General features: G+C 66.6%; 22 protein-coding genes. 14 read left to right on the top strand and 8 right to left on the bottom strand.

What is annotated here, in order from left to right; translation table 11 throughout:
• The 3 genes from VSR72_RS07590 to VSR72_RS07580 all read right to left on the bottom strand — a co-directional run bounded on the left by VSR72_RS07590 (position 1) and on the right by VSR72_RS07580 (position 4,654).
• On the bottom strand, positions 1 to 1,362 hold the full coding sequence (locus tag VSR72_RS07590) for an MdtA/MuxA family multidrug efflux RND transporter periplasmic adaptor subunit (RefSeq protein WP_342951788.1): 1,362 nt from the start codon (positions 1,360 to 1,362) through the stop codon (positions 1 to 3).
• Between the two features lie 421 nt (positions 1,363 to 1,783).
• The gene (locus tag VSR72_RS07585; protein ID WP_342951787.1) at positions 1,784 to 2,620 is read right to left on the bottom strand and encodes an IclR family transcriptional regulator; all 837 of its coding nucleotides are present in this window, start codon (positions 2,618 to 2,620) and stop codon (positions 1,784 to 1,786) included.
• A gap of 486 nt (positions 2,621 to 3,106) precedes the next feature.
• Positions 3,107 to 4,654 carry a class I adenylate-forming enzyme family protein gene (locus tag VSR72_RS07580; protein WP_342951786.1) on the bottom strand — a complete coding sequence of 516 codons (1,548 nt, stop codon included), beginning with the start codon at positions 4,652 to 4,654 and terminating at the stop codon, positions 3,107 to 3,109.
• Between the two features lie 216 nt (positions 4,655 to 4,870).
• Here VSR72_RS07580 and VSR72_RS07575 point away from each other — a divergent pair, with 216 nt between their 5' ends.
• Together VSR72_RS07575 and VSR72_RS07570 are read left to right on the top strand one after the other, a co-directional pair.
• Entirely contained in the window at positions 4,871 to 5,788 is a 918-nt protein-coding gene (locus VSR72_RS07575) for a LysR family transcriptional regulator (RefSeq protein WP_342951785.1), read from the top strand.
• A 140-nt stretch (positions 5,789 to 5,928) separates the two neighbouring features.
• Positions 5,929 to 6,678, top strand: a complete 750-nt coding sequence (locus VSR72_RS07570) for an SDR family oxidoreductase (RefSeq protein WP_342951784.1) — start codon at positions 5,929 to 5,931, stop codon at positions 6,676 to 6,678.
• Between the two features lie 65 nt (positions 6,679 to 6,743).
• Here the strand turns inward: VSR72_RS07570 and VSR72_RS07565 are convergent, their stop codons facing one another.
• The gene (locus tag VSR72_RS07565; RefSeq protein ID WP_133184177.1) at positions 6,744 to 7,946 is read right to left on the bottom strand and encodes an ammonium transporter; all 1,203 of its coding nucleotides are present in this window, start codon (positions 7,944 to 7,946) and stop codon (positions 6,744 to 6,746) included.
• Between the two features lie 445 nt (positions 7,947 to 8,391).
• On the opposite strand from VSR72_RS07565, the gene VSR72_RS07560 reads away from it, so the two are divergent.
• Positions 8,392 to 10,173 (top strand): ATP-binding protein, encoded by a 1,782-nt coding sequence (locus tag VSR72_RS07560; protein WP_342951783.1) that lies wholly within the window; start codon positions 8,392 to 8,394, stop codon positions 10,171 to 10,173.
• A 31-nt stretch (positions 10,174 to 10,204) separates the two neighbouring features.
• Here VSR72_RS07560 and VSR72_RS07555 read toward each other — a convergent pair whose 3' ends face one another.
• Together VSR72_RS07555 and VSR72_RS07550 are read right to left on the bottom strand one after the other, a co-directional pair.
• The gene (locus VSR72_RS07555; RefSeq protein WP_342951782.1) at positions 10,205 to 10,534 is read right to left on the bottom strand and encodes a hypothetical protein; all 330 of its coding nucleotides are present in this window, start codon (positions 10,532 to 10,534) and stop codon (positions 10,205 to 10,207) included.
• A gap of 145 nt (positions 10,535 to 10,679) precedes the next feature.
• Positions 10,680 to 11,261, bottom strand: a complete 582-nt coding sequence (locus tag VSR72_RS07550) for a DJ-1/PfpI family protein (protein ID WP_342951781.1) — start codon at positions 11,259 to 11,261, stop codon at positions 10,680 to 10,682.
• A 59-nt stretch (positions 11,262 to 11,320) separates the two neighbouring features.
• Here VSR72_RS07550 and VSR72_RS07545 point away from each other — a divergent pair, with 59 nt between their 5' ends.
• The 5 genes from VSR72_RS07545 (at position 11,321) to VSR72_RS07525 (ending at position 16,283) form a co-directional block, all read left to right on the top strand.
• Positions 11,321 to 11,857, top strand: coding sequence for a GNAT family N-acetyltransferase (locus VSR72_RS07545; protein WP_342951780.1), 537 nt, complete (start codon positions 11,321 to 11,323; stop codon positions 11,855 to 11,857).
• 2 nt (positions 11,858 to 11,859) lie between these two features.
• Entirely contained in the window at positions 11,860 to 12,324 is a 465-nt protein-coding gene (locus VSR72_RS07540; protein WP_342951779.1) for a hypothetical protein, read from the top strand.
• 124 nt (positions 12,325 to 12,448) lie between these two features.
• The gene (locus VSR72_RS07535) at positions 12,449 to 12,904 is read left to right on the top strand and encodes an Rrf2 family transcriptional regulator (RefSeq protein ID WP_342951778.1); all 456 of its coding nucleotides are present in this window, start codon (positions 12,449 to 12,451) and stop codon (positions 12,902 to 12,904) included.
• Positions 12,905 to 13,009: 105 nt separating this feature from the next.
• Positions 13,010 to 13,654, top strand: a complete 645-nt coding sequence (locus tag VSR72_RS07530) for an NAD(P)H-binding protein (RefSeq protein WP_342951777.1) — start codon at positions 13,010 to 13,012, stop codon at positions 13,652 to 13,654.
• 238 nt (positions 13,655 to 13,892) lie between these two features.
• Positions 13,893 to 16,283 carry a mechanosensitive ion channel domain-containing protein gene (locus tag VSR72_RS07525; RefSeq protein ID WP_342951776.1) on the top strand — a complete coding sequence of 797 codons (2,391 nt, stop codon included), beginning with the start codon at positions 13,893 to 13,895 and terminating at the stop codon, positions 16,281 to 16,283.
• A gap of 23 nt (positions 16,284 to 16,306) precedes the next feature.
• On the opposite strand, the gene VSR72_RS07520 is transcribed toward VSR72_RS07525, so the two are convergent.
• Positions 16,307 to 17,563 carry a CoA transferase gene (locus VSR72_RS07520; protein ID WP_342951775.1) on the bottom strand — a complete coding sequence of 419 codons (1,257 nt, stop codon included), beginning with the start codon at positions 17,561 to 17,563 and terminating at the stop codon, positions 16,307 to 16,309.
• 195 nt (positions 17,564 to 17,758) lie between these two features.
• Here VSR72_RS07520 and VSR72_RS07515 point away from each other — a divergent pair, with 195 nt between their 5' ends.
• The 4 genes from VSR72_RS07515 to VSR72_RS07500 are packed head-to-tail and all read left to right on the top strand — an operon-like array spanning position 17,759 to position 22,493.
• Entirely contained in the window at positions 17,759 to 18,706 is a 948-nt protein-coding gene (locus VSR72_RS07515) for an IclR family transcriptional regulator (protein WP_342951774.1), read from the top strand.
• A 37-nt stretch (positions 18,707 to 18,743) separates the two neighbouring features.
• A complete protein-coding gene (locus VSR72_RS07510) occupies positions 18,744 to 19,934 on the top strand; it encodes an acyl-CoA dehydrogenase family protein (RefSeq protein WP_342951773.1) in 1,191 nt (396 codons plus the stop codon).
• A gap of 36 nt (positions 19,935 to 19,970) precedes the next feature.
• Positions 19,971 to 21,068 carry a nitronate monooxygenase gene (locus tag VSR72_RS07505; protein ID WP_342951772.1) on the top strand — a complete coding sequence of 366 codons (1,098 nt, stop codon included), beginning with the start codon at positions 19,971 to 19,973 and terminating at the stop codon, positions 21,066 to 21,068.
• Between the two features lie 60 nt (positions 21,069 to 21,128).
• The gene (locus VSR72_RS07500) at positions 21,129 to 22,493 is read left to right on the top strand and encodes an MFS transporter (RefSeq protein WP_342951771.1); all 1,365 of its coding nucleotides are present in this window, start codon (positions 21,129 to 21,131) and stop codon (positions 22,491 to 22,493) included.
• Here VSR72_RS07500 and VSR72_RS07495 read toward each other — a convergent pair.
• Positions 22,490 to 23,107, bottom strand: a complete 618-nt coding sequence (locus VSR72_RS07495; RefSeq protein ID WP_342951770.1) for a cysteine dioxygenase family protein — start codon at positions 23,105 to 23,107, stop codon at positions 22,490 to 22,492. The genes VSR72_RS07500 and VSR72_RS07495 overlap by 4 nt on opposite strands.
• Positions 23,108 to 23,232: 125 nt before the next feature.
• Here VSR72_RS07495 and VSR72_RS07490 point away from each other — a divergent pair, with 125 nt between their 5' ends.
• Together VSR72_RS07490 and VSR72_RS07485 are read left to right on the top strand one after the other, a co-directional pair.
• Positions 23,233 to 23,694, top strand: a complete 462-nt coding sequence (locus tag VSR72_RS07490) for an Lrp/AsnC family transcriptional regulator (protein ID WP_133184185.1) — start codon at positions 23,233 to 23,235, stop codon at positions 23,692 to 23,694.
• Between the two features lie 112 nt (positions 23,695 to 23,806).
• Positions 23,807 to 24,001, top strand: coding sequence for a hypothetical protein (locus VSR72_RS07485; protein ID WP_342951769.1), 195 nt, complete (start codon positions 23,807 to 23,809; stop codon positions 23,999 to 24,001).
• Positions 24,002 to 24,017 lie beyond the last annotated feature (16 nt).

Below are 24,017 nucleotides of genomic sequence, written 5' to 3'. Positions count from 1 at the left end.
TTACTGGGCTTGCGTCTGCGATGCGTGACGGTGGCCATGACGCGCGCCCGAGGCCGCGCCGGCCCACGACGCGCCTCTTGCGCCCGATGCACCTGAGGCACCCTTCGTGTGCTGCGGATGCTCGGCGGGAATCGTGATCTTCGCGCCTTCGCGCAAGCGGTCGGAGCCGTCGGTCACCACGCGCTCGCCCACCGCGAGGCCGGAGGCGACGCTGGTGCGTTCGGCATCGACCGGGCCGACCTTCACGAGCCGCACGCTCACCGTGTTGTCGGGCTTCGCGACATAGACGTACTGACCCTGCGAGCCGTTGAGCACCGCCGAAGTGGGCACGATCACGGCGTCGTGGAGCGTATCGACGAGCAGGCGCGCGTTCACGAACTGATTCGGGAAGAGCATCTGCTCGTGGTTCACGAAGCTTGCGCGCAGCTTGACGGTGCCCGTGGTGGTGTCGATCTGGTTGTCGATGGTCTGGAGCGACCCGGCTTCCAGCATCGTGGTGTTGCTGCGGTCGTAGGCCGTGACGGACATCTTTGTGCCCGCGCGCAGCTGCTTCATGATCGACGGCAGGTTGTCTTCCGAGGTCGTGAAGATCACGCTGATCGGTTCGAGCTGCGTGAGCACGACAATGCCGTTGGTGTCGCTGGGCGTCACGTAGTTGCCCGGATCGACCTGGCGCAGGCCCACGCGGCCCGAGACGGGCGCGACGATGCGTGCGTAGGTGAGGTCGAGCTTGTAGGTATCGACGTTGGCCTGATCGGACTTGACGGTGCCCTCGTACTGCTTGACGAGCGAGGCCTGCGTGTCGACCTGCTGGCTCGCGATCGAGTCTTGTGAGAGCAGCGTCTGGTAGCGCTTGAGGTCGAGGCGCGCCGTGGCGAGCAGTGCCTGGTCGCGGGCGAGCTGGCCTTCGGCATTGGCGAGCGAGATCTGGTAGGGGCGCGGGTCGATCTGCGCGAGCACGTCGCCTTTTTTCACCATCTGGCCTTCCTGGAAGTACACATCCTGGAGCGTGCCGGATAGTTGCGTGCGCACCGTGATGTCGGCTAGCGGCGTGACCGTGCCGAGCGCGGTGATGACGATGGGCATGTCGCCGGCCTTGGCCGTGGCCACGCTGACGGGCTGCGGCATGTTGGCCATGGCGCCTGGGCCGCCGTGACGCATGCGCGCGCCGGCCGCGGGTGTCGCGTTGCCGCCCGAGAGCGCCTTGTTCCATGGCTGCCAGCGCGCGAGCACGATGCCGGCGATCACGATGACCACACCCAGCGCGATGAACTTGCCCTTGCTGCGCCTCGCGGCGACCGGAGCGGGGGACTGCGGCGTTTCTTTACGAGGGGAATCCGGGCGCTTTTCTTGTTGATCCATCGGTCAGGTCGGTAACAGGTTCTTGAAGCGTGGTTCTTGAAGCGAGTTTCTCGAAGCGAGGTTCTCGAAGACTCCTGGCGGAACGGATCAGGGGATGCCGGCCGCGAAGCGCACGGAGCCGGCGTAGCGGACGCGCCGCGCGCTCGCCGATGCTACGCATGTCGTGCGCAAGCAGGATGTCAGGCGTCGCTGCGCGCCGGCCCGAATGCCGCGCCACGAGGTCGCGGGCATGGACGGCTTCACTGGCGGTTCGCTGGCGGTTTGCTGGCGTTATGCACGAAGGGCGACGCAGCAGGTCCTTGCCGCCAAAAAGCATGATGCTACGTTGCCCCCTCCGTTACAGTCCAGTGCCGTTTCTTTCGAGACGTTACGAGCGTTACATGCTTCGTGGGATTTCTGTAAGGCGAGTGCGCTCGTGCTGTCAGGTAGCGTGGGGCAGGCGCAGGGCGCCGCCGATTTCGTCGACGATGTGCGCGACGCACTCGCGCATCAGCGGCACGACGTGGGTGACGAGCCACTCGCGCGGGCACTGCTGGGCGGCGCCGCCGCAGTTGATGGCGTAAATCTCGCCGTTCGGACCGGCGAACGCCGTTGCAATGGCATTGAGCCCCTCGTACCACTCGCCGATCGCGAGGCCGTAGCCATGAACGGCCGTTTCGGCGAGGGCGGCGTCGAGCCGGCTGCCGACGAAGCCCCAGTCGTTGCCGTTCGAGGCCTGCAGCGCGGCGGTGAGTTCGGCGCGCGCATGCGGATCGAGCGCGGCGAGGTAGGCGCGTCCGACGGCGGTGCGGCCCATGTCGATGCGCGAGCCGACCTCGAGGCGCGTGACGAGCACCGCGGTGCGCGGGCGGATCGCGTCGATCACCACCATGTCCAGACGGTCGCGCACGGTGAGGTGCACCGAGAGCGCAGTGCGCTCGGCAAGCCGCGTGAGGAACGGCCGCGCGCGGCTGCGGATGTCGGAGTTGCGCAGGAATCCGTTGGAGAGCTCCAGCACCGACGACGTGAGCACGAAGCGTTCGCTGTCGGGCAGCCGGGCGAGAAAGCCGGTGCTCACGAGCGTGCCGGTGAGCCGCGACAGCGTGGGCTTGGGAATGCCCGTCAGCTCGGTCAGTTCGCGATTGCTGAGCGGCGCGTCGGCGGCCGCGACGCAGCGCAGGACGGCGAGACCGCGCGCGAGCGCAGTGACTTCGTCGGCGCCGCTCTCTTTGTCGCGCGGGATTTCGTCAGGTTGGCGCGAATCGGGTGCGAAAGTCATTGGCGGAACAATTTTCCGAAACAGGATTTCAGTTTTTTAGATTTCGCGCGGGCCGTTACATGTCAACGCGGGCTTGCCGCGCGGTACGGCGGTTTGCGCTCGATCAACGCTGCGCTCCATAAATTAGGGCGCAATTTTCCGGACGATTGTAATGGATGCCAGATGCTCGACGATTGGCGCATTTTGGCGAGATTTTGCTTGACTTAGTCAGCATGTAGGTAAAAAATGGAACCCGATTTCGGTAATACGCCTCAACCCCGCATAATTGCGGGGTTTTAATGTGCCTCGCGCTATGCAATTCGCATAATTGCGCGGTTTTTCCGACGGCACGGCTGAGCCGAATACCGTCTCTCAGGTTCTAGCACGGCCCTCGGAATGGCTAGAACTTTTCAAAGCGCCACGTGCATACGTGGCGCTTTTTTTTCGCCCGGTTCCAGGCGGCCACAAGCGGGCATAAGCTGGCGCAAGCGGGCGCTTGGCGGTGGATCAGGCGACCTCGCCGCTAAAGCGCTCGCGCAACTCGCGTTTGAGCACCTTGCCGATCGGGCTGCGCGGTAGCGCGTCGACAATTACCACGTCGGCAAGTCGTTGCATTTTCCCCAATTGGCCATTGGCCCAGGCGATGAGGTCTTCGGCGGCCAACGCCGAACCGCCTTTGAGCGTGACGAACGCCACCGGCGTTTCGCCCCAGCGTTCCGAAGGCACGCCAACCACCGCCGATTCGACGACGTCGGGGTGGCGGGCGAGCACCTGTTCCAGGTCGCTTGGGTAGATGTTGAACCCGCCGGAGATGATCATGTCCTTCTTGCGGTCCATCAGCACGAGGAAGCCGTCTTCGTCGAAACGGCCGACATCGCCGGTTCGGATGAAGCGCCGGCCGTCGCTGTCGTACCACTCCGCTTGCGCCGTCTTTTCGGGCTGCCGGTAGTAGCCGGTCATCATGGCCGGCGAACGGCCGACGATTTCGCCCGTCTCTCCGGCGGCGACCTCGCGGCCGTCGGCATCGATCAGGCGCATTTCATGGCCGTTCAGCGGGCGGCCCACGGTGTGGAGCTTGTCGGGAAACTCGTCGGCGCAAAGCTCGCAGGACGCGCCGCCTTCGGTCATGCCGTAGAACTCGGTGAGCTTGCCCGGCCATCTGCGCAGGGCGTCCGCCTTGAGCGCAGCCGGGAACGGGGCGCTCGTGCAGAACTTCGCGCGGAAGCGGGAGAGGTCGTAGCGATCGAAGTCCGGGTGGCCGAGGATGCGTTGGTATTGCACGGGCACGAGCATGGTGTGCGTGACGCGCTGCCGCTGCGCAAGCTCGAGATATTGCTTCGCGTCGAACCGGGGCATGAGGACGACCGTACCGCCGAGCGCGAGCGTCGGGAAGAAGCTCACGAGCGTCGTGTTCGAATAGAGGGGCGTCGCAATCAAGGTGACGGCGTCCGGCCCGTAGCCGCGCTCGAGACTTCGCAGCGTATAGGCGTAGCGCATCGCGTGCGACTGGACGATGCCTTTGGGCGTTCCCGTCGTCCCGGACGAGTAGATGATGTTGAACGCCCACTCCGGCTGAATCTCCACGTGGGAGGGCGTAGCGCCCGCGGGCGCCAGCCAGGCATCGTATTGCCCGGTTGCGCCGATATTGATGACGCGCAGCGCAGGCGGCAACGTGACGCTCGCAAGCAGCTGGCAAACTGCGTCGTCGACGAAAAGAATTTGCGCCCGGGAGTTCTCCAGCATGGCGACGAGACTGTCTGGATGCGTGGAGGGCGAAAGCGGGGCGACTGCCAGTCCTGACCTGAGCGCACCGAAGAATACGGCGGCATAGGGAATGGAACTCGACGCGCAGATGGCAACGACGTCCTCGGGCGCCAGTCCATCGCGCTGCAGCGAGGCCGCACAGCGGTCGATCAGCGCCTCGAGCGCGGCGAAAGTGAGCGTTTCGTCTTCGCAGACGATTGCCGCACGCGCGCCGTGCTCCGCCGCACGCCGGCGAATCATGGCGGTCAAGTCGACGAACGGTGAATCAAGTGACGGGAACTTCACGGACATGGCAATGCTCTCCCTTCGGATTGGCCCGACCACGCTTGATAGTTTGTGAACGCGCGTTCGATTCTCTGTCGGGCTACGACACCAGACAACGACAAATTTTCTGGACAGACCGTCAAGGCCGCTTTGACAGTCTGCTGGCAAGCGGCGTCACGTAACCTGCCTCATGCCCCGTTTCTGCCATACCATCGCCGGATCACCCGTTCGATGGAGTCGCACATGCTTTCCGAAGAGGAACTGGCGTTGCTCGACGCGATCCGCGAAACCGGCAGCCTGTCGCGCGCGGCTGCGCGTTTGCACAAGGCGCCTTCCACGATTTCGCATGCCGCGCGCCAACTCGAGGCGCGCTTCGATGCGCTCCTCTTCGACCGCCGCCGCTACCGGCTGCAGCTTACGCCGGCCGGGCACCTGCTCGCCGAGGAGGCGAGCCGCCTGATGCAGGACGTCGCGCGCATGACGCAGCGCGTGCGGCAGGTCGCGAACGGCTGGGAAGACCGCTTGTGGATCGTCACCGACGAGATTCTCGAATTCGAACTGTTGATGCCGGTGATCCGCGACTTCGACGCGTTGCAGTCAGGCGTCAAGCTACGCTTCACACACGAAGTGCTCTCCGGGACCTGGGAGGCGCTGCGCGACGGCCGCGCCGATCTCGTCGTCGGCGCGACCAACGAGCCGCCGGCCATCGACGGCCTGCACTGGTTCGAGCTGGGCGTGATGGAGTGGGTGTTCGCCGTGGCGCCGCGGCATCGGCTCGCGCGCGAGAAGGCGCCGCTCACGCGCGAGCGCATGCTGGCCGAGCGGGGCGTGGCGGTGGGCGATTCGGCGCGGCACACGCCGGGCCGCGGCTACGGGCTGCTCGGTGCGCAGGAGGTGCTGGCGGTGCCGTCGATGCGCGCGAAGATCCTCGCGCAGCGCGATGGGCTGGGCGTGGGCTGGGTGCCTCGGCAGCGCGCGGCGAAGTTGATCGAGCGCGGCGAACTGGTCGAGAAGGCCACGGCGAACCCGCGCGAGCCGAACGTGCTTTACGTGGCGTGGCGCGGCGAACATGTGGGGCGCGCACTGCAATGGTGGATCGACAAGCTGCGCGAGCCGCGCCTTGCGAAGCGCCTCGTGGAAGGTATTGCGCTCACAGGTTGAAGCAAGCTTGCAGCACACCCTGCGCAAACGTTCGACGGCATCGAACGTTTGCGCCAGGACCGTCGTACGGCAGGCGGTGCGCCGGCCGGCACTATGCCATCACAGCCTCAGATCGAGACTACCCCTTCAAGGAGAACGTCATGAACCGCTTTGCCAACAAAACTGTCCTCGTCACCGGCGGAACCAGCGGCATCGGCCTCGCTGCCGCGCTGGCCTACGCCGCCGAAGGCGCGCATGTCATCGTCACCGGCCGCGACGAAGCCGGCCTCGAAGCCGCGCGCACAGCGCTCGGCCCGAACTCGCACGCCTGGCGCAACGACGCGGCTTCGATCACCGGCGCGCGCGAACTGGCCGCCGCCGTGCGCGACGCGGGCCTGCGCCTCGACGCCGTGTTCATCAACGCGGGCGTGGCGAAGCTCGCGCCGTTCGAGCAAGTGGACGAAGCCCTCTGGGATGTCACCTTCGACACCAACGTGAAGGGCGCGTACTTCCAGATCCAGTCGCTCCTGCCGGTGCTCAACGACGGTGCGGCCATCGTGCTCAACGGCTCGATCAACGCGCATATCGGCATGCCCACTTCGTCGGTGTATGCGGCGAGCAAGGCCGCGCTGATCTCGTTCGCGAAGACGCTTTCGGCCGAGCTGCTCCCGCGCGGCATTCGCGTGAACGTGGTGAGCCCCGGGCCCGTGAAGACGCCGCTTTACAATAAGTTCGGCATGGACGCCGCCGCGCTTGCAGCGGCCGAGGAATCGATCCGTGGGATGGTGCCGCTCAAGCGCTTCGCGACGGTGGAGGAAATCGCCTCGACGGTGCTGCATCTGAGTGCGGCCGAATCGGCCTTCATGATCGGCACCGAAGTCATCGTTGCCGGCGGCATGGGCCAGCTTTGATGGTCAGTCGATGATGCGCGGTGCGGACGGCAGGGCGCCGCCCGCGTCGCGGTATTGCACCGCGATCAGGAAACTGTTTCGCGTTCCGGCGTGGCCGTGATCTTGTGGATAGACAGGTCGGTGCCGTTGAATTCCTGTTCGCGGTCGATGCGCAGCCCGACGAACTTGCGCAGCAGGCCGTACACGACGAGACCGCCAAGGAACGCGATTACGATGCCCGCAATCGTGCCGACGATCTGTGCGCCGAGCGAGACGCCGCCCAGCCCGCCCAGCCACCGCTGGCCGAAAATCCCCGCGGCGATGCCGCCCCACGCGCCGCACAGGCCGTGCAGCGGCCACACGCCGAGCACGTCGTCGATGCGCCAGCGATTCTGCACGCAGGTGAACATATAGACGAAGAGCGCACCGGCGACCGCCCCCGTCACGAGCGCGCCGAGCGGATGCATGATGTCCGAGCCCGCGCACACGGCCACGAGCCCCGCGAGCGGCCCGTTGTACGTGAAGCCCGGATCGTTGCGGCCCGCGAACCAGGCGGCGAGCGTGCCGCCCACCATCGCCATGAGCGAGTTGACGGCGACGAGGCCGCTGATCTTGTCGATGGTCTGCGCGCTCATCACGTTGAAGCCGAACCAGCCCACCGCGAGCACCCATGCGCCGAGCGCGAGAAACGGAATGTTCGAGGGCGGATGCGCGGCGATGCGGCCGTCGCGCGTATAGCGGCCGTGGCGCGGCCCGAGCAGCAGCACGGCCGGCAGCGCGATCCAGCCGCCGAACGCGTGGACGACCACCGAGCCCGCGAAGTCATGGAACGGCACGCCGAACACGTGCGTCATCGCATCTTCGAAGCCGAGGCGGTTGTTCCACACCATCCCCTCGAAGAACGGGTAGATGAAGCCGACGATCACGAAGGTCGCGAAGAGCTGCGGATTGAACTTCGAGCGCTCCGCAATACCGCCCGACACGATGGCCGGAATCGCTGCCGCGAAAGTGAGCAGGAAGAAGAAGCGCACGAGCGCGTAGCCGTTGTGCTCGGCGAGCACGTCGGCGTGCGAGAAGAACTGCACGCCGTAGGCGAGCGTATAGCCGATGAAGAAGTAGGCGATCGTCGAAATCGAAAAATCGACGAGGATCTTCACGAGTGCATTGACCTGATTCTTCTTGCGCACGGTGCCGAGTTCGAGAAACGCGAACCCCGCGTGCATGGCGAGCACCATGGCGGCGCCTAGCAGCAGGAATAGCGTGTCGGTGCCGGTCTTGAGATTGTCCATCTGGCGTACCCAGTTTGCCCAAAATGGGCGCATACACAGCAAGATGCGGGCCAGCTTCAGCGCCAAACTGGTGAATTCGCCGCCACTACAGGCGTCAAGCCGGTGCGGCCGTGCACCGATGCGGGAGAGCGTGCATGCCGCGTCGCCGGTCCTGGGTGCTGATATCTGGGGCGCATGCACCACGCCCCGGCACAATCTCAGGCTTGCGCGCAAAGGTGGGGAAATCGCGCGCCAGAATTGGGCGATTAATTCGATTTTGCTTTCTGTATCAATGAATTGTCGGCTAATCGAAATAAATTCGAATTTTCGTTTTCGTGACGGCCAAACGTCGGGCGCACGTGGGTCGCACGTGGGCCGCACGTGATGTGCACATAGGGCGCAAACGCCGACATAATGGCCGCATTGCCACCTCACGCACGTCCGGTCGCCCGGTACCCGCCACGCAATGCGCCTCACGACCAAAGGGCTTTTGCTGATCGCGATTCCCGCCGTATTCGAACTGAGCTTGCTGTCGGCCATCGTGAAGGCCGAGGCCGATGTTGCCGCCGCGGAGCGCTGGGGGCAGCACAGCCAGGCCGTGCTCGCGCAGGCTTCGCGGGTGCTCGAACCGGTGCTGGTCGAATCGGTGAAGCTGCGTGGCGCGGTGGCGGCCAACGACACGAGCTACTCCACGCCCGTTTCGATGTGGATGGACGTGGACCGCCGCATCGACCGGCTCGTCGATCTCGTCTCCGACAACCCCTCGCAGGTCGAGCGCGCCGTGCAGATTCGCCACGCCGTGCAGAACTATCGTCAATGGTCGGACCGTGTGCAGGACCTGTTGCGCTCGGGCCGCCGCGCCGATCTTGCCGAGCGCTTTCGCGCGCTCATGGCCGCGGACGTGCTCGACCGCGTGCGCACGCAGATCGTCTCGTTTCAGACCGAGGAGCGCCGCCTCGACGTCATGCGGGTTTCCGCCGCCGAAGCGGCGCGCGCCCAGCAGCAGACGCTTGTGATGACGGCCGTGCTCGGCTCGCTCGTGCTGGTCGCGCTCGCTGTCTGGGTCTTTACGCGCGGTGTGCGCGGGCGGCTCAATGCGCTTTCCGACAACGCGAACCGGCTGGCCGCAAACGAACCACTCGCACCGCTTTCGGCGGGCAGCGACGAAATCGCCGAGCTCGACCTCACGCTGCACCAGATCAGCCAGCGCCTGATCGAAGCCGAGCGGCTGCGTCTGGGCTTTCAGGCCGACCTCGCACGGCGCGCGGACCAGCTCGCGCGCATCAACGAAAACCTGCGCCAGCAGACTCAGGAAAACGAGATGTTCATCCACGGCGTGTCGCACGATCTGCGCGCGCCGCTCGTGAATCTGCAGGGCTTCTCGCGCGAGCTCAATCACGCTTGCAACGACCTGCGCGATCGCATCGCGAATTCTTCGCTCTCACCTGAAGCGCGCGCGCGCATCGAGCGGACCATCAACGAGGACATCGGCGAGGCGCTGCGCTATCTGCAAACCGCCGTGCTGCGCGCATCGCACATCATCGACGCGTTGCTGCGCCTCGCGCGCGTGGGGCGCGTGGAATACCGGCGGCAGCGCGTGAGCGTGCAGGAGCTGGTGCAGCGTGTGGTCGACGCGATGCACGCCTCGATTCGCGCACGCGGCGCGCAGGTCAACGTGCAAACGCTGCCCGACGTATGGGGCGACCCGACGGCGCTGGAACAGGTATTTGCCAACCTGATCGGCAATGCGCTCAATTATCTCGATCCGGCACGCGACGGGCGCGTCGAGATCGGCACCGCTCATGCGCCGCCGGGCGTCGAGTCGCTACAGATTTTCTATGTGCGCGACAACGGACTCGGCATTCCCGAGGTGGGCCTGCCGCGGCTCTTTCAGGCGTTTCAGCGCATGCACGGCAATGTGGCGCCTGGCGAGGGCATTGGGCTCGCGCTCGTGCGCCGCGTGGTGGAGCGGCACGGTGGGCGCGTGTGGGTGGAGTCGCTGGAAGGCGAGGGCACGACGTTCTATCTGTCGCTGCCCGATGCACTTGCGGTTGCGCCGCCTTTGCCCGGCGACGCCGAGCAGATCATCAGTGCGCTCGAACGCGCGGAGCGTACGGAAGGCTCGCCGGGTAGCCTTGCAGGATGTGGCGCGAGCGATAACGCGGGTGGCGCGAACGCGAAAGCCAACGTTCGAGGCGATGTGCGGGCAACACCCTCAACGGCGTTGCGACCACCCGCAGGCGCCTAGACACGGTCAGTCAAGCGCGCTCGCTGTGCGCTCAGCACGTGCTGAAGATGCGGCGTGGCTTGAGCAGGCGGCTCGCGCGAAACGACCAGATGGCGCCCACACCGGCGAGCGCCAGCGCAGTGGCCAGCATGGTGTGAGGACTGATGGCGACGCCGAAGGGCACGTGGAGCGGCAAGACGAAGCTGCGGTCGAGCATGAGCAGCGCGGCCCACAGCGCAAACGCCCCTTGCAGGAGCAGACGCGTACCGTGCAGGTGCCGCGCCCGGTCGGTCAAGCTGCCTTTGCGGCCGCCACGCTTGCAAAAAAAGAGGATCGCCGCCAGGGCGATCGCGAGTATTACCAGCCAGTCCGTCAGATCCATGACGCGCACTCCGTACTCCAGAATAACTGGCGGCTATTCTGGCGAGCGGCGGAGTGCGGTGAAATCAGACCAGTCCGAATTGGCGGTCGGCGCGCGCCGCGCCCCCTGCAAGGCAGGCGCGGCGCGCGAGTGGATCAGCGCTCGCTCACGGCTCGATGCGCGTACCGAGCAGCGCGAGGAACTGGCGCAGCCATTCGGGGTGAGCGGGCCACGCCGGCGCGGTAACGAAGGGGGCGTCCGTCACGGCGCTGTCGATGGCGATGTCGGCGTATTCGCCACCCGCGAGCCGCACCTCGGGCGCGCAGGCCGGGTAGGCCGAAATGCGCTTGCCGCGGATCACCTCGGCCGCGGCGAGCAGTTGGGCGGCATGGCAGATCGCCGCGATGGGCTTGTTCGACTGGGCGAAGTGACGCACCATTTCGATGACCTTCGGATCGAGGCGCAGGTATTCGGGCGCGCGGCCGCCTGCGATGGCGAGCGCGTCGTAACTGGCGGCGTCGATTTCGTCGAAGGTGGCGTTGAGCGCGAACTGGTGCCCTGGCTTTTCGGTGTAGGTCTGGTCGCCCTCGAAATCGTGGATGGCGGTCTTGATGCGCTCGCCGGCCTTCTTGCCGGGGCACACGGCGTCGACGCGGTGGCCGACGGCCTGCAGCGCCTGGAACGGCACCATCGTTTCATAGTCTTCGGCAAAATCGCCGGTGAGGAACAGGATCTTCTTGACGGCCATCGATTGTCTCCAGAGGTGGACGGTGGAACAGATCATGCGCGAGGGCAGTCTACTCCATCATGTTTGACGATTTCGCAAAGCATGGCGTCGCGCGCGACGCACTGGCATCCATCGACTGGCGGCGCTACGCGCCGGGCCGCGACGCACCTGCGCTTGCCGCCTTGTTTCGCGCGTCCGTGACGACACTCGCTGCCTCGCGCTACGACGCGAAGCAGCGCGCCGCGTGGGCCGCGGCCGCCGACGATCTCGCGGCTTTCGACGCGCGCCTCGCGCGCGGCGTGACGCTCGTCGCGCAGTGTGGCGAGGTGGCCGCCGCGTTTGGGCAGCTTTTTCCGCGCGATCACGTCGAGATGCTCTACGTCGCGCCGCAATGGTCGCGCCGCGGCCTCGCGACGGCGCTGCTGGCGCGGCTCGAAGCGCTCGCGCGCGAGGCGCGTTCGTCGGTATTGAGCGCCGATGCGAGCGCGGTGTCGCGGCCGGTTTTCGAGCGCGCGGGTTTTTCGCTCATTTCATCAGAGTTGGTGTTGCGCGACGGCGTATCATTGCCGCGTTTTCATCTATGCAAGCCGCTTCATGCGGCGAATTTTTCAGGATGACCATGTTTTCGAAGGTATCGACGCAAAGGCTGACGCTTGCCTCCCTGCTCGTGTGTGCGGCGCTCGCCGCCGGCTGCAACAAGCACGACGCTTCCGATCTGGGCAAGCAGTCCGCCGACGCTGCGAAGCAGGCTGCGCAGGACGCCGCCAACCAGGCCGCGCAGCAGGCGGCGCAATCGCTCAACAAAGCGGCGAGCTTTGTGAACCAGCAACTCGGTGCGGTGCAGCAGAAGCTCGATTCGGCGGCGTCGCAAGGTCAGCAGGCGAGCGCATCCACGGCCCAACTGGCTTCGGCGGCGCAGGGCCAGTTGCGCGGCGCGGCAAGCACGGCGCAAGCCTTGCTCGGGCAGGCCGCCGCGACCACCGGCACCGGCTTGACCAATGCGGGGCACTCGTTGCAACGCTGGGCGAGCAATGCCGCCGAGGCCGCATCGGCGCCGGGGCAGGCGTCGGATGCGTCGAAGTAAGGCCGCAGTCATGCGCGACGGGTTGACCGGTTGACGGTACGGATTAATGTAATTATGATGGTTACACTTTTTGGCGCATGGGGTTCGAACCATTCGCGCGCCGCTCAGCAGTGGCAGGTTCGCCGTGAATACGAGTAGCCGTTTCGCCTTCGCCGTTCACGTGCTCGCGCTGCTTGCGCAGCAGGAGGGCGTGCCGCTGTCGTCGGAGATCATCGCGGGCAGCGTGAACACGAATCCCGCGCTCATTCGCCGGCTCCTGTCGATGCTGGCCAATGCGGGCCTCACGGCGTCGCAACTTGGGGCGGGCGGTGGCGCGCTGCTCGCGCGCGAGCCGCAGGCGATCACGCTGCTCGACGTCTACCGTGCGGTCGACGACGCCCAGTTGTTCGCCATGCACCGCGAGGAGCCGAATCCGGCTTGCCTGGTCGGCCGGCATATCCAGCAGACGCTGCGTGGCGTGATCGACGACGCGCAGCGCGCCATGGAGGCGTCGCTCGCCGCCCGCACGCTCGCGGACGTCGTCGACGATATGGCGCGCAGCGAGCGCAAGCTCGAACGCGCAAGGGCGCGGCGAGCCTGAGCGGGTTGCGTGCTGTCAGATTCATCAGCGGGGCATTGCCCCGTTTTTTTACCTCTGAAGTGTAACTTTGTTAGTTACATAAATACGGAAAACAGGAGTCAGTTCATGAGCAAGACGCTGAAAATCGCCCTCTTTGGCGCAACGGGCATGGTCGGTTCGCGCATTGCCGCCGAAGCGGCGCGCCGCGGTCACGAGGTGAGCGCATTGGTGCGCCAGCCCGAGCGGGTGGCGGCCGCGCCGAACATCCACGCGGCGAAGGCCGATCTGCTCGACGCGGCGAGCGTCGCCGCAGCCGTGCGCGGCCATGACGTGGTGGCGAGCGCCTACGCGCCGCCCAAGGACCAGCTCGGCGATCTGCTGGTTGCGAGCCGTGCGCTGGTCGACGGCGTGCGCGCGGCGGGGCTCAAGCGTCTCGTGGTGGTGGGCGGCGCCGGCTCGCTCGAGGTTGCGCCTGGCAAGCAGCTCGTCGATACCGACGGTTTCCCGGACGCTTATAAGGCCATCGCGCTTGCTCACCGCGAAGCGTTCGACTACTACCGCACGGTCACCGACATCGACTGGACCTTCTTCGCGCCGGCCGCCATCATCGCGCCCGGCGAGCGCAAGGGCACGTTCCGCACGGGCGCCAATACGCTGATCGCTGACGCGCAGGGCGAAAGCCGCATCTCGGCTGAGGATTACGCGATCGCCTTCGTCGACGAGCTGGAGCAGGGCCGCTTCATTCGTCAGATCGCAACGGTGGCCTACTGAGCGGTGGCAGCGCGCTCGCCTGGCGCTGACAAACTGTTACGCACGCGCGAGGCGCGGGAAGGCGGAGTGCGGCTACACTGAATGGTCCTGTTTTTGCCCCTCCGCCATGAATACCAGCATCGGACGCGATGGCGCGGGCGCCGGGCCGTCGCGCATGCGCTGCGGTGCGGCGGATCGTGCACTACTTTCTCGCGCCGCATCGGCGCGTTCTTGCGTTCGCGCCTTCCTTCGCGCGCTGATGCTCCTCGCATGCGTCGCCGCGTGTCTTGCCACGCCGCTGCGGGCTGTCGCACAAGCCGTACCGGCGCCGGTGCTGCCCGTGCTCAAGAGCATCATCACCGGGGCGCCTGCCGCAGCTTCGGGCGCTTCCGCAGCCGAGGCGGCCTCGGCGCCGTCACCGGCGAGCCAGGCCGAGTTCACGCGCTCGCTCGATAGCGTCATCGCCACGCTCGACAACGAGCGCCAGCGCACCGCGCTCCTGAACCAGCTCAAGAAACTGCGCAGCGCGTCGCAAAATGTGGCGCCCGCACCCGCTTCGGGCGCGGCGGGGGCTTCGGGTCTGCTTGGTGCGATCGCGTCGGGTCTCGCTTCGGTCGAAGCGGACGCGCGTCGCGGCCGCAGTCCGTTTCACTATTGGGCCGGGCGCTTCAGGGCGGCCGGCATCGAGCTTTATGACATCGCCTCGGGCGGGGAAGGCGAAAGCCTTGGCCGCGTCGTGTTCGACCTCTTCGCCATGCTGGCCGGCTGGGGCGCATGCGCAGCGGTGCTGCGCTGGCTCGAGCGGCGGCTGCTCAGGCGTTTCGATGTCGAAACGGGCCTGCGGCCCGATCCGCGCACCATCGATCTGCTGATTTTCGTCGTGCATCGCGCGGCGCCATGGATCGTGGCGTTCCTCGGCGCGCTCGTGGTCGAGCGCTCGATGCCGGACGCGCTCGGGCGCACGCTCGCCCTCGTGATCGCCTACGCGATCGTGGCGGGCGCGGTGTTCTCGTCGATCTGCCTGATCATGTTTTCGCTGTTCGGCGCGGGGCACCGGCGCGCGGCCGTGCGTCTCCTGATCGCGCGCTCGCGCCGGCTGCTGTTCGCGATCGGCGTGCTGGCCGCGCTCGGCGACGCCGCGACCAATTTCGAAGTCGCGCGTCAGCTGGGTGTGAACCTCTCCGCCTTGGTGAGCACCGCGGCGAACATGGCAGCCGCTGTGCTCACGGTCATATTCGCCATCGGCTTCCGGCGGCCGGTCGCGCATCTCATCCGCAACCGCAGCTATACGCTGCGCCACGGCCACAAGGCGCTCACCGAGGTCCTGGATGTGCTCGCCTCGCTCTGGCAACTGCCGATGCTGCTGCTCGCCGGCGCCTCGATCGTCGCCACCTTCGGCGGCATCGGCAGCCGCGACGACGTGCTGCAGATCTCCGTCGTCTCCGCGCTCCTGCTCGTGCTCGCGTTCTTCCTCTCCGCGGTCGTGCTGCGCATCACGCGCCCGAACCCCGCGCGCGTGCGGCGGCGCTCGCCATATCTGCGGCGTTTGCTGCGCTTTGCGGGCACGCTGCTCGTGGTGTTCATCTGGTTCGCGTATTTCGAGTCGTGCGCGCGGCTCTGGGACATTTCGCTTGCCGCCATCATCGAGGCGAGCGTGGCCGCGCGCGGCATCGCGCACGCCATTTTCGCGATCGTGTCGACGGTGTTTCTCGCGTGGCTCGTCTGGATCACGGTCGATACCGCGATTCTCGAAGCGCTCAATCCGAGCGGCCCGCGCACCAAGGGCCGAGCGCCCAGCACGCGCGCGCGCACCATGCTGCCGCTCGTGCGCAACGCCGTGCTCGTGACGATCCTCACCATCACGGGCATCGTCACCGCTGCGAATCTCGGCATCAACGTGACACCGCTGCTCGCGGGCGCGGGCGTGATCGGTCTTGCCATTGGCTTTGGCGCGCAGTCGCTCGTGGCCGATCTCATCACGGGCCTCTTCATCATCATCGAGGAGACCATCTCGGTGGGCGACTGGATCGACATCGACAACGGCCATGCGGGCACGGTCGAGCATCTGTCGATCCGCACCGTGCGGCTGCGCGACGGGCAGGGTGCGATCCACGCCATTCCGTTCTCGCAGATCAAGATCGTGAAGAACCTCTCGCGCGATTTCGCGTTTGCCGTGTTCGAAGTGCGCGTGCCGTTCTCGGTCGATCTCGACACAGTCACGCGCATGATTCGCGAGACCGGCGCGGAACTCGTGGCCGACTTCCGCTATCGCCGCGAAATACTCGGGCCCGTGGAGGTGTGGGGGCTCGACCGCTTCGACCCGAACTGGATGGTCGTGAAAGGGCAGATCAAGACGCGGCCGCTGCAGCAGTGGAGCGTGGCGCGCGCGTTCAATGCGCGGCTGAAGCGGCACATGGACGAAGCGGGCATCGAGATGCCGGTGCCGCAGATGCAGGTGCACATGTCCGCGCGCAGCGGCGATGTCGAGGAGCCGCACGGGGCGGCGCACGGTCATCCGCATGAGTCTGGCGCTCGCGCGGCTGGCGGTGTCGCGCGCGATGCTTCGCACGAGCCGCGGCCCGCGCCGCCGCCGACTGCGGGCCCCGAGGGCGCGCCGCCGCAGATTCCCACGGCGGGCAGCCGCGGCTGAGCGCCTGCGCCGCTCACGCCAACTCAAATCACCTTGTCGCGCCGCAGTTGCGCGAGCGCTTCGGCGCTCAGTCCCAGCGCGCCGTAGACCGCGTCGTTATGCTCACCAAGCGCCGGACCGCTGCGCGGAACGCCGGCAGGCCGCCCCTTCACGCGCGGCACCACGCAGGGCGCGGGCACCGAGCCCAGATCCGTATCGGGTAGACGAATGATCGCCTCGCGCGCGATGAAATGCGGGTCCGCGGCGATGTCGTCGATGGTGTAGATCTTCGTGTGCGGCACGCCAGCCTCGGTCAGGCGGGCGGTAAGCACTGCGAAAGAAAGCGAAGCGAAAGCCTTTTCCAGACGCGCGTCGAGTTCTGCCGCATGCGCAACGCGGCTCACGTTGTCGACGAAGCGTGCGTCCTCAGGCACGTCGTGCAGCTCGAGCGCCGCGCACAGCCGCCGGAAGATCGGCTGCGACGACGCCACGAGCGAGAACATCACGCCGTCCGCGCTGCGATACATGTTCGAGGGCGCGGTATAGGTCGCGCGGTTGCCATGGTGGCCGCGCACGAGGCCAAGCTGTTCGCGCTCGACGGCGAGCGGCTCCAGCATGCGAAAGAGCGCCTCGGTGGCCGAGAGATCGATTTCCACGCCGCGTGCCGCCGGGTCCGAGCGCATGCGCACCATTTCAGCGGCGATCGAAAACGCGGCGAAGAGGCCCGCTACCGTGTCGCCCATCGGGAAGTTCATGTGCAGCGGCGCGCCGTTGGTTTCGCCGGTGAGCTGCGTGAGCCCGCTCATGGCCTCGAAGATGCGCGCGAAGCCGCCGCGCTGCCGGTACGGGCCGGTCTGGCCGAAGCCGGTCAAACGCAGCACGACGAGGCGCGGATTGGCCGCGTGCAGCGTCTCGAAATCGAGCCCCCATTCCTCCAGCTTGCCCGCGCGGAAGTTCTCGACGAGCACGTCCGCCTGCGCCGCGAGCCGCAGCAGCAGCGCGCGCCCCTCGGCCTTGCGCACGTCGAGCGTGATGCCGCGTTTGCCGCGGTTTGTCACTTTCCAGTAGAGCGAAATATCGTCCTTGACGGGCTGCAGCTTGCGCAGCGCGTCGCTGCCGTCGGGCAGTTCGATCTTTGTGACTTCGGCGCCGAGATCGGCGCACAGCGTGGCGCCGAACGGACCGGCCACGACCGTCGAGAGGTCGAGTATGCGCACACCGGAAAGGGGGCCTTGAAACGGGCCGCGCGGCGTGCCTTCTGGCGCGCTGCTGGCGGTGGCGAGAGCGCTGTCAGTGAGCATGGTGTCTCCTCATGCCGAATGGGAATTGTCTGCCCGCAACAGTAGGCGAGAGCGCCGCTTGCGTTCAACTGGCGTACCGCAGAGCGAAACACTATGCTGATTTTCTTGACCCCTGGAAGGCGTTTATCGACCATGAGTTCGTCCCGTTCCCGATCGTCCAAACCGGCTCGTCGCCCGCCTACGCAGACTACGCAGATGCAAACGCCTACGTCATCCGTCACCGAAAGCCGCGCCGCCCACGCCACCGGCGTGCGCAGTCGCGCGAGCCGGCCTGCCGCCGCTGGCGTACATGGCGAGAGCGGCACGCATGCGCAGCGCGAACCGCTTTTGCCTGCACCGCCCGACGCCGAATCGACCGATCGCCAGTTCGCGATCAACCTCGCGCGCGGCCTGCAGGTGCTGCGCGCGTTCACGCCGGCCGAGCCGATGCTCGGCAACCGCGAGCTGGCCGACCGCACGGGGCTGCCGAAGGCCACGATTTCGCGGCTCACTTACACGCTCACGCTGCTCGGCTATCTGAACCGCAGCGAGAAGTACCAGCGCTACCGGCTCGGCGCGGGCGTGCTGACGCTGGGCTATCCGATGCTCGCGGCCATGCAGATTCGCCAGATCGCGCGGCCTTATATGGAAAAGCTCGCGCGCGAAACGCGCTGCTCCGTGAACCTCGGCATGCGCGACCGGCTCAGCGTGGTCTACGTCGATAGCTGCCGCCCCGGCCGCGACAACAACGCGCAACCCGACATCGGCAGCACGCGGCCGCTGCTGGCCACGTCGATTGGCCGCGCGCTCCTGATCGGCGAGGACGCGAAGGAGCGCCAGGCCGTGCTGAACCGCCTGCGCCTCGACGACCCCGAACGCTACGCGGCCGACCGGCCGTTGTGGGAAGCCGACCAGGCTGCCTTCGCGGCGCGCGGCTACACGCTGAGCCGCGGCGACTGGATCCGCGACATTCACGCCATTGCCGTGCCGGTGCGCCAACCGCCCGACGACGAGCGCATCGCGCTCAACTGCACGATCGTGAGCCGCCGTCTCGCCGACGACTGGATCGAGCGTACGGTCGCGCCGCTGCTGCTCGAAGCGGCGCTGCGCATCGAGCGCGCGTGCGGCGTGACGGATGCGAGCGCGGCGGCGGGGCCGCGCTGATACCGAACGAACTCAACGCAAACTGAATGGAGACACGATGATTCGCGACGCCGCACGCCTGAACCGACTGCTCACGCAGCTCTATCGCTTCGTGCACGACGAATGCATCCCGCTCGAGGCGGAAATCGACCGCACCGATGTGCTGCCCGAAGCGCTCGTCGCACGCATGCGCGAGCTGGGTCTTTTCGGTCATAGCATTCCCGAAGCATACGGCGGCGCGGGCCTCACGACGGAAGAACTCGCGTGCGTGAACATGGTGGTGTCCCAGGCCGCGCCGACCTTCCGGGCGCGCTTTGGCGGCAATACCGGCATCGGCTCCGAGGCGCTGATCGCCGACGGCACCGAGGAGCAGAAGCGGCGCTACCTGCCGCGTCTGGCAAGCGGCGAAATAACGGGCTGCTTCGCGCTGACCGAACCCGATGCCGGCTCGGACGCCACCGCGCTCACCACCACGGCGCGCCGCGAAGGCGATGAATACGTGCTCAATGGCAGCAAGCGCTACATCACGAACGCGCCGATCGCCGACCTGTTCACCGTATTCGCGCGCACGAACCCGAACGACTCAGGCGCCGGTGGAATCTCAGCATTCCTGATCGAACGCGGCACGCCAGGGCTCACGACTTCGGCCGGCTATCGCATGATGGGGCAGCGCGGTTCGCCCGTGGGCGAAGTGCATTTGCAGGAATGCCGCGTGAGCGCGTCGGCGGTGCTTGGCGGCGAGCCTGGACGAGGCTTCAAGAGTGCGATGAAGGCGCTCAACAAGCAGCGCATCAATCTGGCGGGGCTGTGCGTAGGGCCGGCGATCCGCCTGCTCGACGAAATGCTGGCCCATGCGAAGGCGCGTGAACAGTTCGGCAAGCCGATCGCCGAATTCCAGCTCGTGCAGCAGCTCATTGCGCAAAGCAACACCGACATTCATGCGGCACGCGCGCTCGTGCTTCAGACGGCCCGTGCACGCGATCGCGGCGAGGACGTGACGATGGCGGCGTCGATGTGCAAGCTGTTCGCATCGGAAATGTGCGGCCGCGTGGCCGATCGCGCCGTGCAGGTTTATGGCGGCGGCGGGTATGTCGCCGATAACCCCGTCGAGCGTCTTTATCGCGATGTGCGCTTGTTTCGGCTCTACGAGGGCACGACGCAGATTCACGAACTCAACATCGCAAAGCAGACGCTGCGCGCGCCGTTGCACGACGCTCGCCATCACCAGCTGCATCAGAGCGCCGAGTAAGCGCTAGCGCAGAAAGAGCCTCACTGGAGACGCCTCATGGTCCGACTCGGTCCCACCGCCATTTGCCGCGAACTCGGCGCGCGCTATCCTGTCTTCGGCTTTTCGCATTCGCCCGACGTGATCGTCGCGCTCGCGCAGGCCGGCGGCTTTGGCGTGCTGGGCCTCGCGCGCGAGATGCCCGACGACATCGCGCCGATCATCGCGGAGGTCGAGAAGAGACTCGCGGGCAAGCCCTATGGCATCGATCTGATGCTGCCCGCGGGTGTGCCCGAGCATGCCGATATCGGCAGCGTGCGCGCTGGATTGCCGCCTGAGCACGTTGCATTCGTCACAGGATTGCGCGAACGCTTTGGACTCGCCGCCCCCACACGGCCGAGTTTCTTTACGACGCAGGTGCGCAGCGAGGCGCTCTTCAACGCGCAGATCGAAGCCGTGCTCGCGTCGAAGGCACGCGCCGTGGCGACGGCGATCGGCATCCGGCCCGAACTGATTGCGCGCGCGAAAGCCGCGGGCAAGTACACGATCTCGCTCGTCGGCTCGCCGCGCCACGCGCAAAAGGCGCTCGCGCTCGGTGTCGATGCGCTCGTCGCGCAAGGCGCCGATGCGGGAGGCCACACCGGCCCGATCGGCACCTTCTCGCTCGTGCCGCAAATCGTGGCCGCAGCGGCCGGGCGGCCCGTGCTCGCGGCGGGCGGCATCGGCACGGGCGCGCAGGTGGCGGCCTCGCTCGCGATGGGCGCGCAAGGGGCGTGGCTAGGCACGCTGTGGCTCGCCGCGAAAGAGAACCATACGCCGCCTGCGCTGCTGCAACGTCTGATCGAAGCGAGCAGCGACGACACGCTCGTCACGCGCGCACACAGCGGCAAGCCGTGCCGCGTCGTGCGCAGCGCATGGATCGATGCGTGGCAGGCGAGCGGTGCGCCCGCGCCGCTGCCCATGCCGCAGCAGCAGGCGCTCACGGGCGGCGACTTCAGCGCGATGCACGAATACGACCGGGCGGATCTCATCTACGAGGCGGCGGGGCAGAGCGTCTTCGCGATCGATGCGCCCACAACGGTCGCGGCGCAAATGGCCACGCTGATCGCGGACGCGAATGCGGCGCTCGCGACGCTCGCAGCGGCGATGGCCGATTGAAGCGTTGGCGCTGGCGCAAGCACAGACGCCAAACGAAAACAAAACGACACGGAGACGACAATGGATGCAAAAGCATCAGGCGGATCGATACGCGCGTGGCTGATCGTCGCCATGCTGTTCCTGTTCATGGTGATCAATTTCGCCGACAAAGCCGTGTTCGGTCTCGCGGCCGTGCCGATGATGCGCGACCTGAATCTCAGCCCGCGCGAATTCGGGCTGGTCGGCAGCAGCTTTTTCCTGCTGTTTTCGCTCTCGGGCATCGGCTTTGGCTTCGTCGCGAACCGCGTGCAGAGCAAGTGGCTGCTCGCGCTGCTGGCCGTGGTGTGGAGTGCGGTTCAGTTTCCGCTCGTGAGCGCGAGCGTGACCTTGCCCATGCTGATCGCCTCGCGCGTGCTGCTCGGCGTTGGCGAGGGACCCGCGTTTCCGCTCGCGCAGCACGCCTGCTACAAGTGGTTCGACAATGCGCACCGTAACGTGCCGAACACCATCGTTCAGCAGGGCGCGAGCGCGGGCCTCATGCTCGCAGGGCCGATTCTTTCGTACCTCATCGTGCGTTACGACTGGCACATGGCGTTCTTCGCGCTGGGGATCGTCGGCCTCGTGTGGACGGCGCTGTGGCTCGTGATCGGCCGGGACGGACCGGTGGGCGCAGCGATGCATGCGCCGGGAGTTGCGCACGACGGCGCGGGCGAAACCATCGCCTATCGGCACCTGCTGCTCAATCGCACGTTCATCGGCGTGCTCGTCATCTACTTCGTGGAGTACGCAGTCATTTCGCTCGCGTTCACCTGGTTTCCGGTGTATCTGCGGCTGGGACTCGGCTACGCCCCCATCGTGACCGGCTGGCTTTTTTCGACCATCGTCGGCTCGTTCATTCCGGTCACGCTGCTGCTCGCGTGGGTCTCGCAGCGGCTCATCCGCAAGGGCGTCAGTTCGCGTCTCGCGCGCGGCGCGATGGTGAGCGGCTTTGCCATGCTCGGCGGTGTGCTGTTCCTCGCGACGTCGAGCGGCTTGAGTCCCGCGCTCAAGGTGGCATGCCTCGCGATTGGCGGTGCACTCAGTCAGCTCGTGTTTTCATTCGGACCACTGATGATTAGCGATATCGTGTCGGTCAGGCAGCGTGGCGCGCTGCTCGGCATCAACAGCTCGATCGGCACACTAGCCGGCCTGATCGCGCCGGCGCTGATGGGCGGCATCGTGCAGGCCAATCATGGCAACCCGGCGCTCGGCTACGAGCACGGTTTCATTGTGGTGGGGGCGCTGCTACTTGCGAGCGGCGCGCTCGGTCTCGTGTTGCTGAATCCGGAGCAATCGCGCCAGCGCATTCTCGAAGCGGCCCGGCGCGATGTAGGGCAGTCCTCGGTCGACGAGGGCGTCCAGCAGCGCGCGATGGCGCCTTCGATGGATATGGGGCAGCCGCGTTAATTGTGTTCAGGCGCGAGCGCCGTTTTGCTCACGAGCGGCAGCACGTCGTTGACCTGCGTGGCGATGTCCTCGGCTGCGACGCCGTAGACATGCAGCGAAACGGCCTGCGCGTCGCTGCCGTTCGATAGCCGGTGGATGCTGGCGCGCCCGCGTCCGCCGAACGATACCGCGCCGCTCGCGCGCGGATGCGAGCGAACCACGTCGGCGCCCTGGCGTGCGTCGTCCCACGCGTAAAGCGTTTCGGTCAGCGTGCCGTCGAGCACGGCGTAACCGCACCAGGTGTGATGCGCGTGGATCGGGCTCGCCTGGCCCGGTTGCCAGACCAGCGCTGCGACCGTGTAGCGGCCACGGCTGTCGGCCGCGATGACATGACGCCGATACCGCTCGGCGCTGCCTTCGCGCTGCGCGCTCGTGACGAGCGCCGGGTCGGCGAGCGCACGCGTGAGCGCCGCGCGCATGCCGCGCGCGAAACGCGCGCAGCGTGACGGGTCGGCGGGCGTCGCGCAGGCATCGAAGGCGGCGTCGAGTGCGGCGGTGAAGCGCGCGACGGCAGCGGCGTGTTGCTCCGCGGTGTGCACGGCGCTCAGCAGGGCGAGTTCGGCTGGGGCGTTCATGGCGTGTTCTTCTTCCGTTTCCTATAGGAAGATTTATAGCTGTTCGCGCCTAGAAAGAGTTTTCCTATTCTTTCCTCGTTTGCCCATCGTGTAGAATAAATTTCTACACTTCGGGGAGTGGGGAAATGGATCTCATCGACAGAAAGCTGGTTGAGCTGCTGCAGCAGGACGCGACCATGCCCGTCGCCGAATTGGCGCAGCGCGTCAATCTCTCGCAAACGCCGTGCTGGAAGCGCGTGCAGCGCCTGAAGGAAACGGGCGTGATCCGCGCGCAGGTCGCGCTGTGCGACCCGCGCAAGCTCGGGGTGGGTACGACGGTGTTTGTCGCCGTGCGCACCAACCAGCACACCGAAGCATGGGCGCAGACCTTCACGCGCGCGGTTCAGGAGATCCCCGAGATCGTCGAGGCGTATCGCATGAGCGGCGAGACCGACTACCTGCTGCGCATCGTGGTCTCCGATATCGACGACTTCGACCGCGTCTACAAGCAGCTCATTCGCGCCGTGCCGCTGTTCGACGTCAGTTCGAGCTTCGCGATGGAGCAGCTCAAGTATTCGACCGCGCTGCCGGTGCGCAGCGGCGCTTGAGGGCACACAGCGTCACGAAGCGCAACCTCGCGGCGCAAGCCGTCTGCAAGGCATGGCAGCGTAGAATGCCCGTTCCTGTCATCCAATTTCAATTCGAGGCTGGGCACGACCGATGAACCAACCGCGCAAGAAGAACCCCACCGTTGGCGTTGCCGTGTTCATCGTCGTGGTGGTGCTGTTCGTGATCGGCACTGTGCTGTTCAACGCGCTGAAGAGCAAGCGCGAGTACGAAGAGACCGTGGGCGCCAGCGCGGCGCATGCCTCCGCAAGCACGGCCGCCTCGCAGGCCAGCGGCTCGACGCAGTGACGCGCCGGGCCGTCTC

Source organism: Paraburkholderia sp. JHI869, assembly GCF_038900775.1.
Taxonomy (GTDB): Bacteria; Pseudomonadota; Gammaproteobacteria; order Burkholderiales; family Burkholderiaceae; genus Paraburkholderia.
This window is presented reverse-complemented; position numbering and strand designations above follow the sequence as displayed.

Bases quoted from the DNA above. Each gene is read 5' to 3' on its own strand.
- VSR72_RS07590 (WP_342951788.1), bottom strand. From the start codon at position 1,362: ATGGATCAACAAGAAAAGCGCCCGGATTCCCCTCGTAAAGAAACGCCG.
- VSR72_RS07585 (WP_342951787.1), bottom strand. From the start codon at position 2,620: ATGACTTTCGCACCCGATTCGCGCCAACCTGACGAAATCCCGCGCGAC.
- VSR72_RS07580 (WP_342951786.1), bottom strand. From the start codon at position 4,654: ATGTCCGTGAAGTTCCCGTCACTTGATTCACCGTTCGTCGACTTGACC.
- VSR72_RS07575 (WP_342951785.1), top strand. From the start codon at position 4,871: ATGCTTTCCGAAGAGGAACTGGCGTTGCTCGACGCGATCCGCGAAACC.
- VSR72_RS07570 (WP_342951784.1), top strand. From the start codon at position 5,929: ATGAACCGCTTTGCCAACAAAACTGTCCTCGTCACCGGCGGAACCAGC.
- VSR72_RS07565 (WP_133184177.1), bottom strand. From the start codon at position 7,946: ATGGACAATCTCAAGACCGGCACCGACACGCTATTCCTGCTGCTAGGC.
- VSR72_RS07560 (WP_342951783.1), top strand. From the start codon at position 8,392: ATGCGCCTCACGACCAAAGGGCTTTTGCTGATCGCGATTCCCGCCGTA.
- VSR72_RS07555 (WP_342951782.1), bottom strand. From the start codon at position 10,534: ATGGATCTGACGGACTGGCTGGTAATACTCGCGATCGCCCTGGCGGCG.
- VSR72_RS07550 (WP_342951781.1), bottom strand. From the start codon at position 11,261: ATGGCCGTCAAGAAGATCCTGTTCCTCACCGGCGATTTTGCCGAAGAC.
- VSR72_RS07545 (WP_342951780.1), top strand. From the start codon at position 11,321: ATGTTTGACGATTTCGCAAAGCATGGCGTCGCGCGCGACGCACTGGCA.
- VSR72_RS07540 (WP_342951779.1), top strand. From the start codon at position 11,860: ATGTTTTCGAAGGTATCGACGCAAAGGCTGACGCTTGCCTCCCTGCTC.
- VSR72_RS07530 (WP_342951777.1), top strand. From the start codon at position 13,010: ATGAGCAAGACGCTGAAAATCGCCCTCTTTGGCGCAACGGGCATGGTC.
- VSR72_RS07525 (WP_342951776.1), top strand. From the start codon at position 13,893: ATGCTCCTCGCATGCGTCGCCGCGTGTCTTGCCACGCCGCTGCGGGCT.
- VSR72_RS07520 (WP_342951775.1), bottom strand. From the start codon at position 17,563: ATGCTCACTGACAGCGCTCTCGCCACCGCCAGCAGCGCGCCAGAAGGC.
- VSR72_RS07515 (WP_342951774.1), top strand. From the start codon at position 17,759: ATGCAAACGCCTACGTCATCCGTCACCGAAAGCCGCGCCGCCCACGCC.
- VSR72_RS07510 (WP_342951773.1), top strand. From the start codon at position 18,744: ATGATTCGCGACGCCGCACGCCTGAACCGACTGCTCACGCAGCTCTAT.
- VSR72_RS07505 (WP_342951772.1), top strand. From the start codon at position 19,971: ATGGTCCGACTCGGTCCCACCGCCATTTGCCGCGAACTCGGCGCGCGC.
- VSR72_RS07500 (WP_342951771.1), top strand. From the start codon at position 21,129: ATGGATGCAAAAGCATCAGGCGGATCGATACGCGCGTGGCTGATCGTC.
- VSR72_RS07495 (WP_342951770.1), bottom strand. From the start codon at position 23,107: ATGAACGCCCCAGCCGAACTCGCCCTGCTGAGCGCCGTGCACACCGCG.
- VSR72_RS07490 (WP_133184185.1), top strand. From the start codon at position 23,233: ATGGATCTCATCGACAGAAAGCTGGTTGAGCTGCTGCAGCAGGACGCG.
- VSR72_RS07485 (WP_342951769.1), top strand. From the start codon at position 23,807: ATGAACCAACCGCGCAAGAAGAACCCCACCGTTGGCGTTGCCGTGTTC.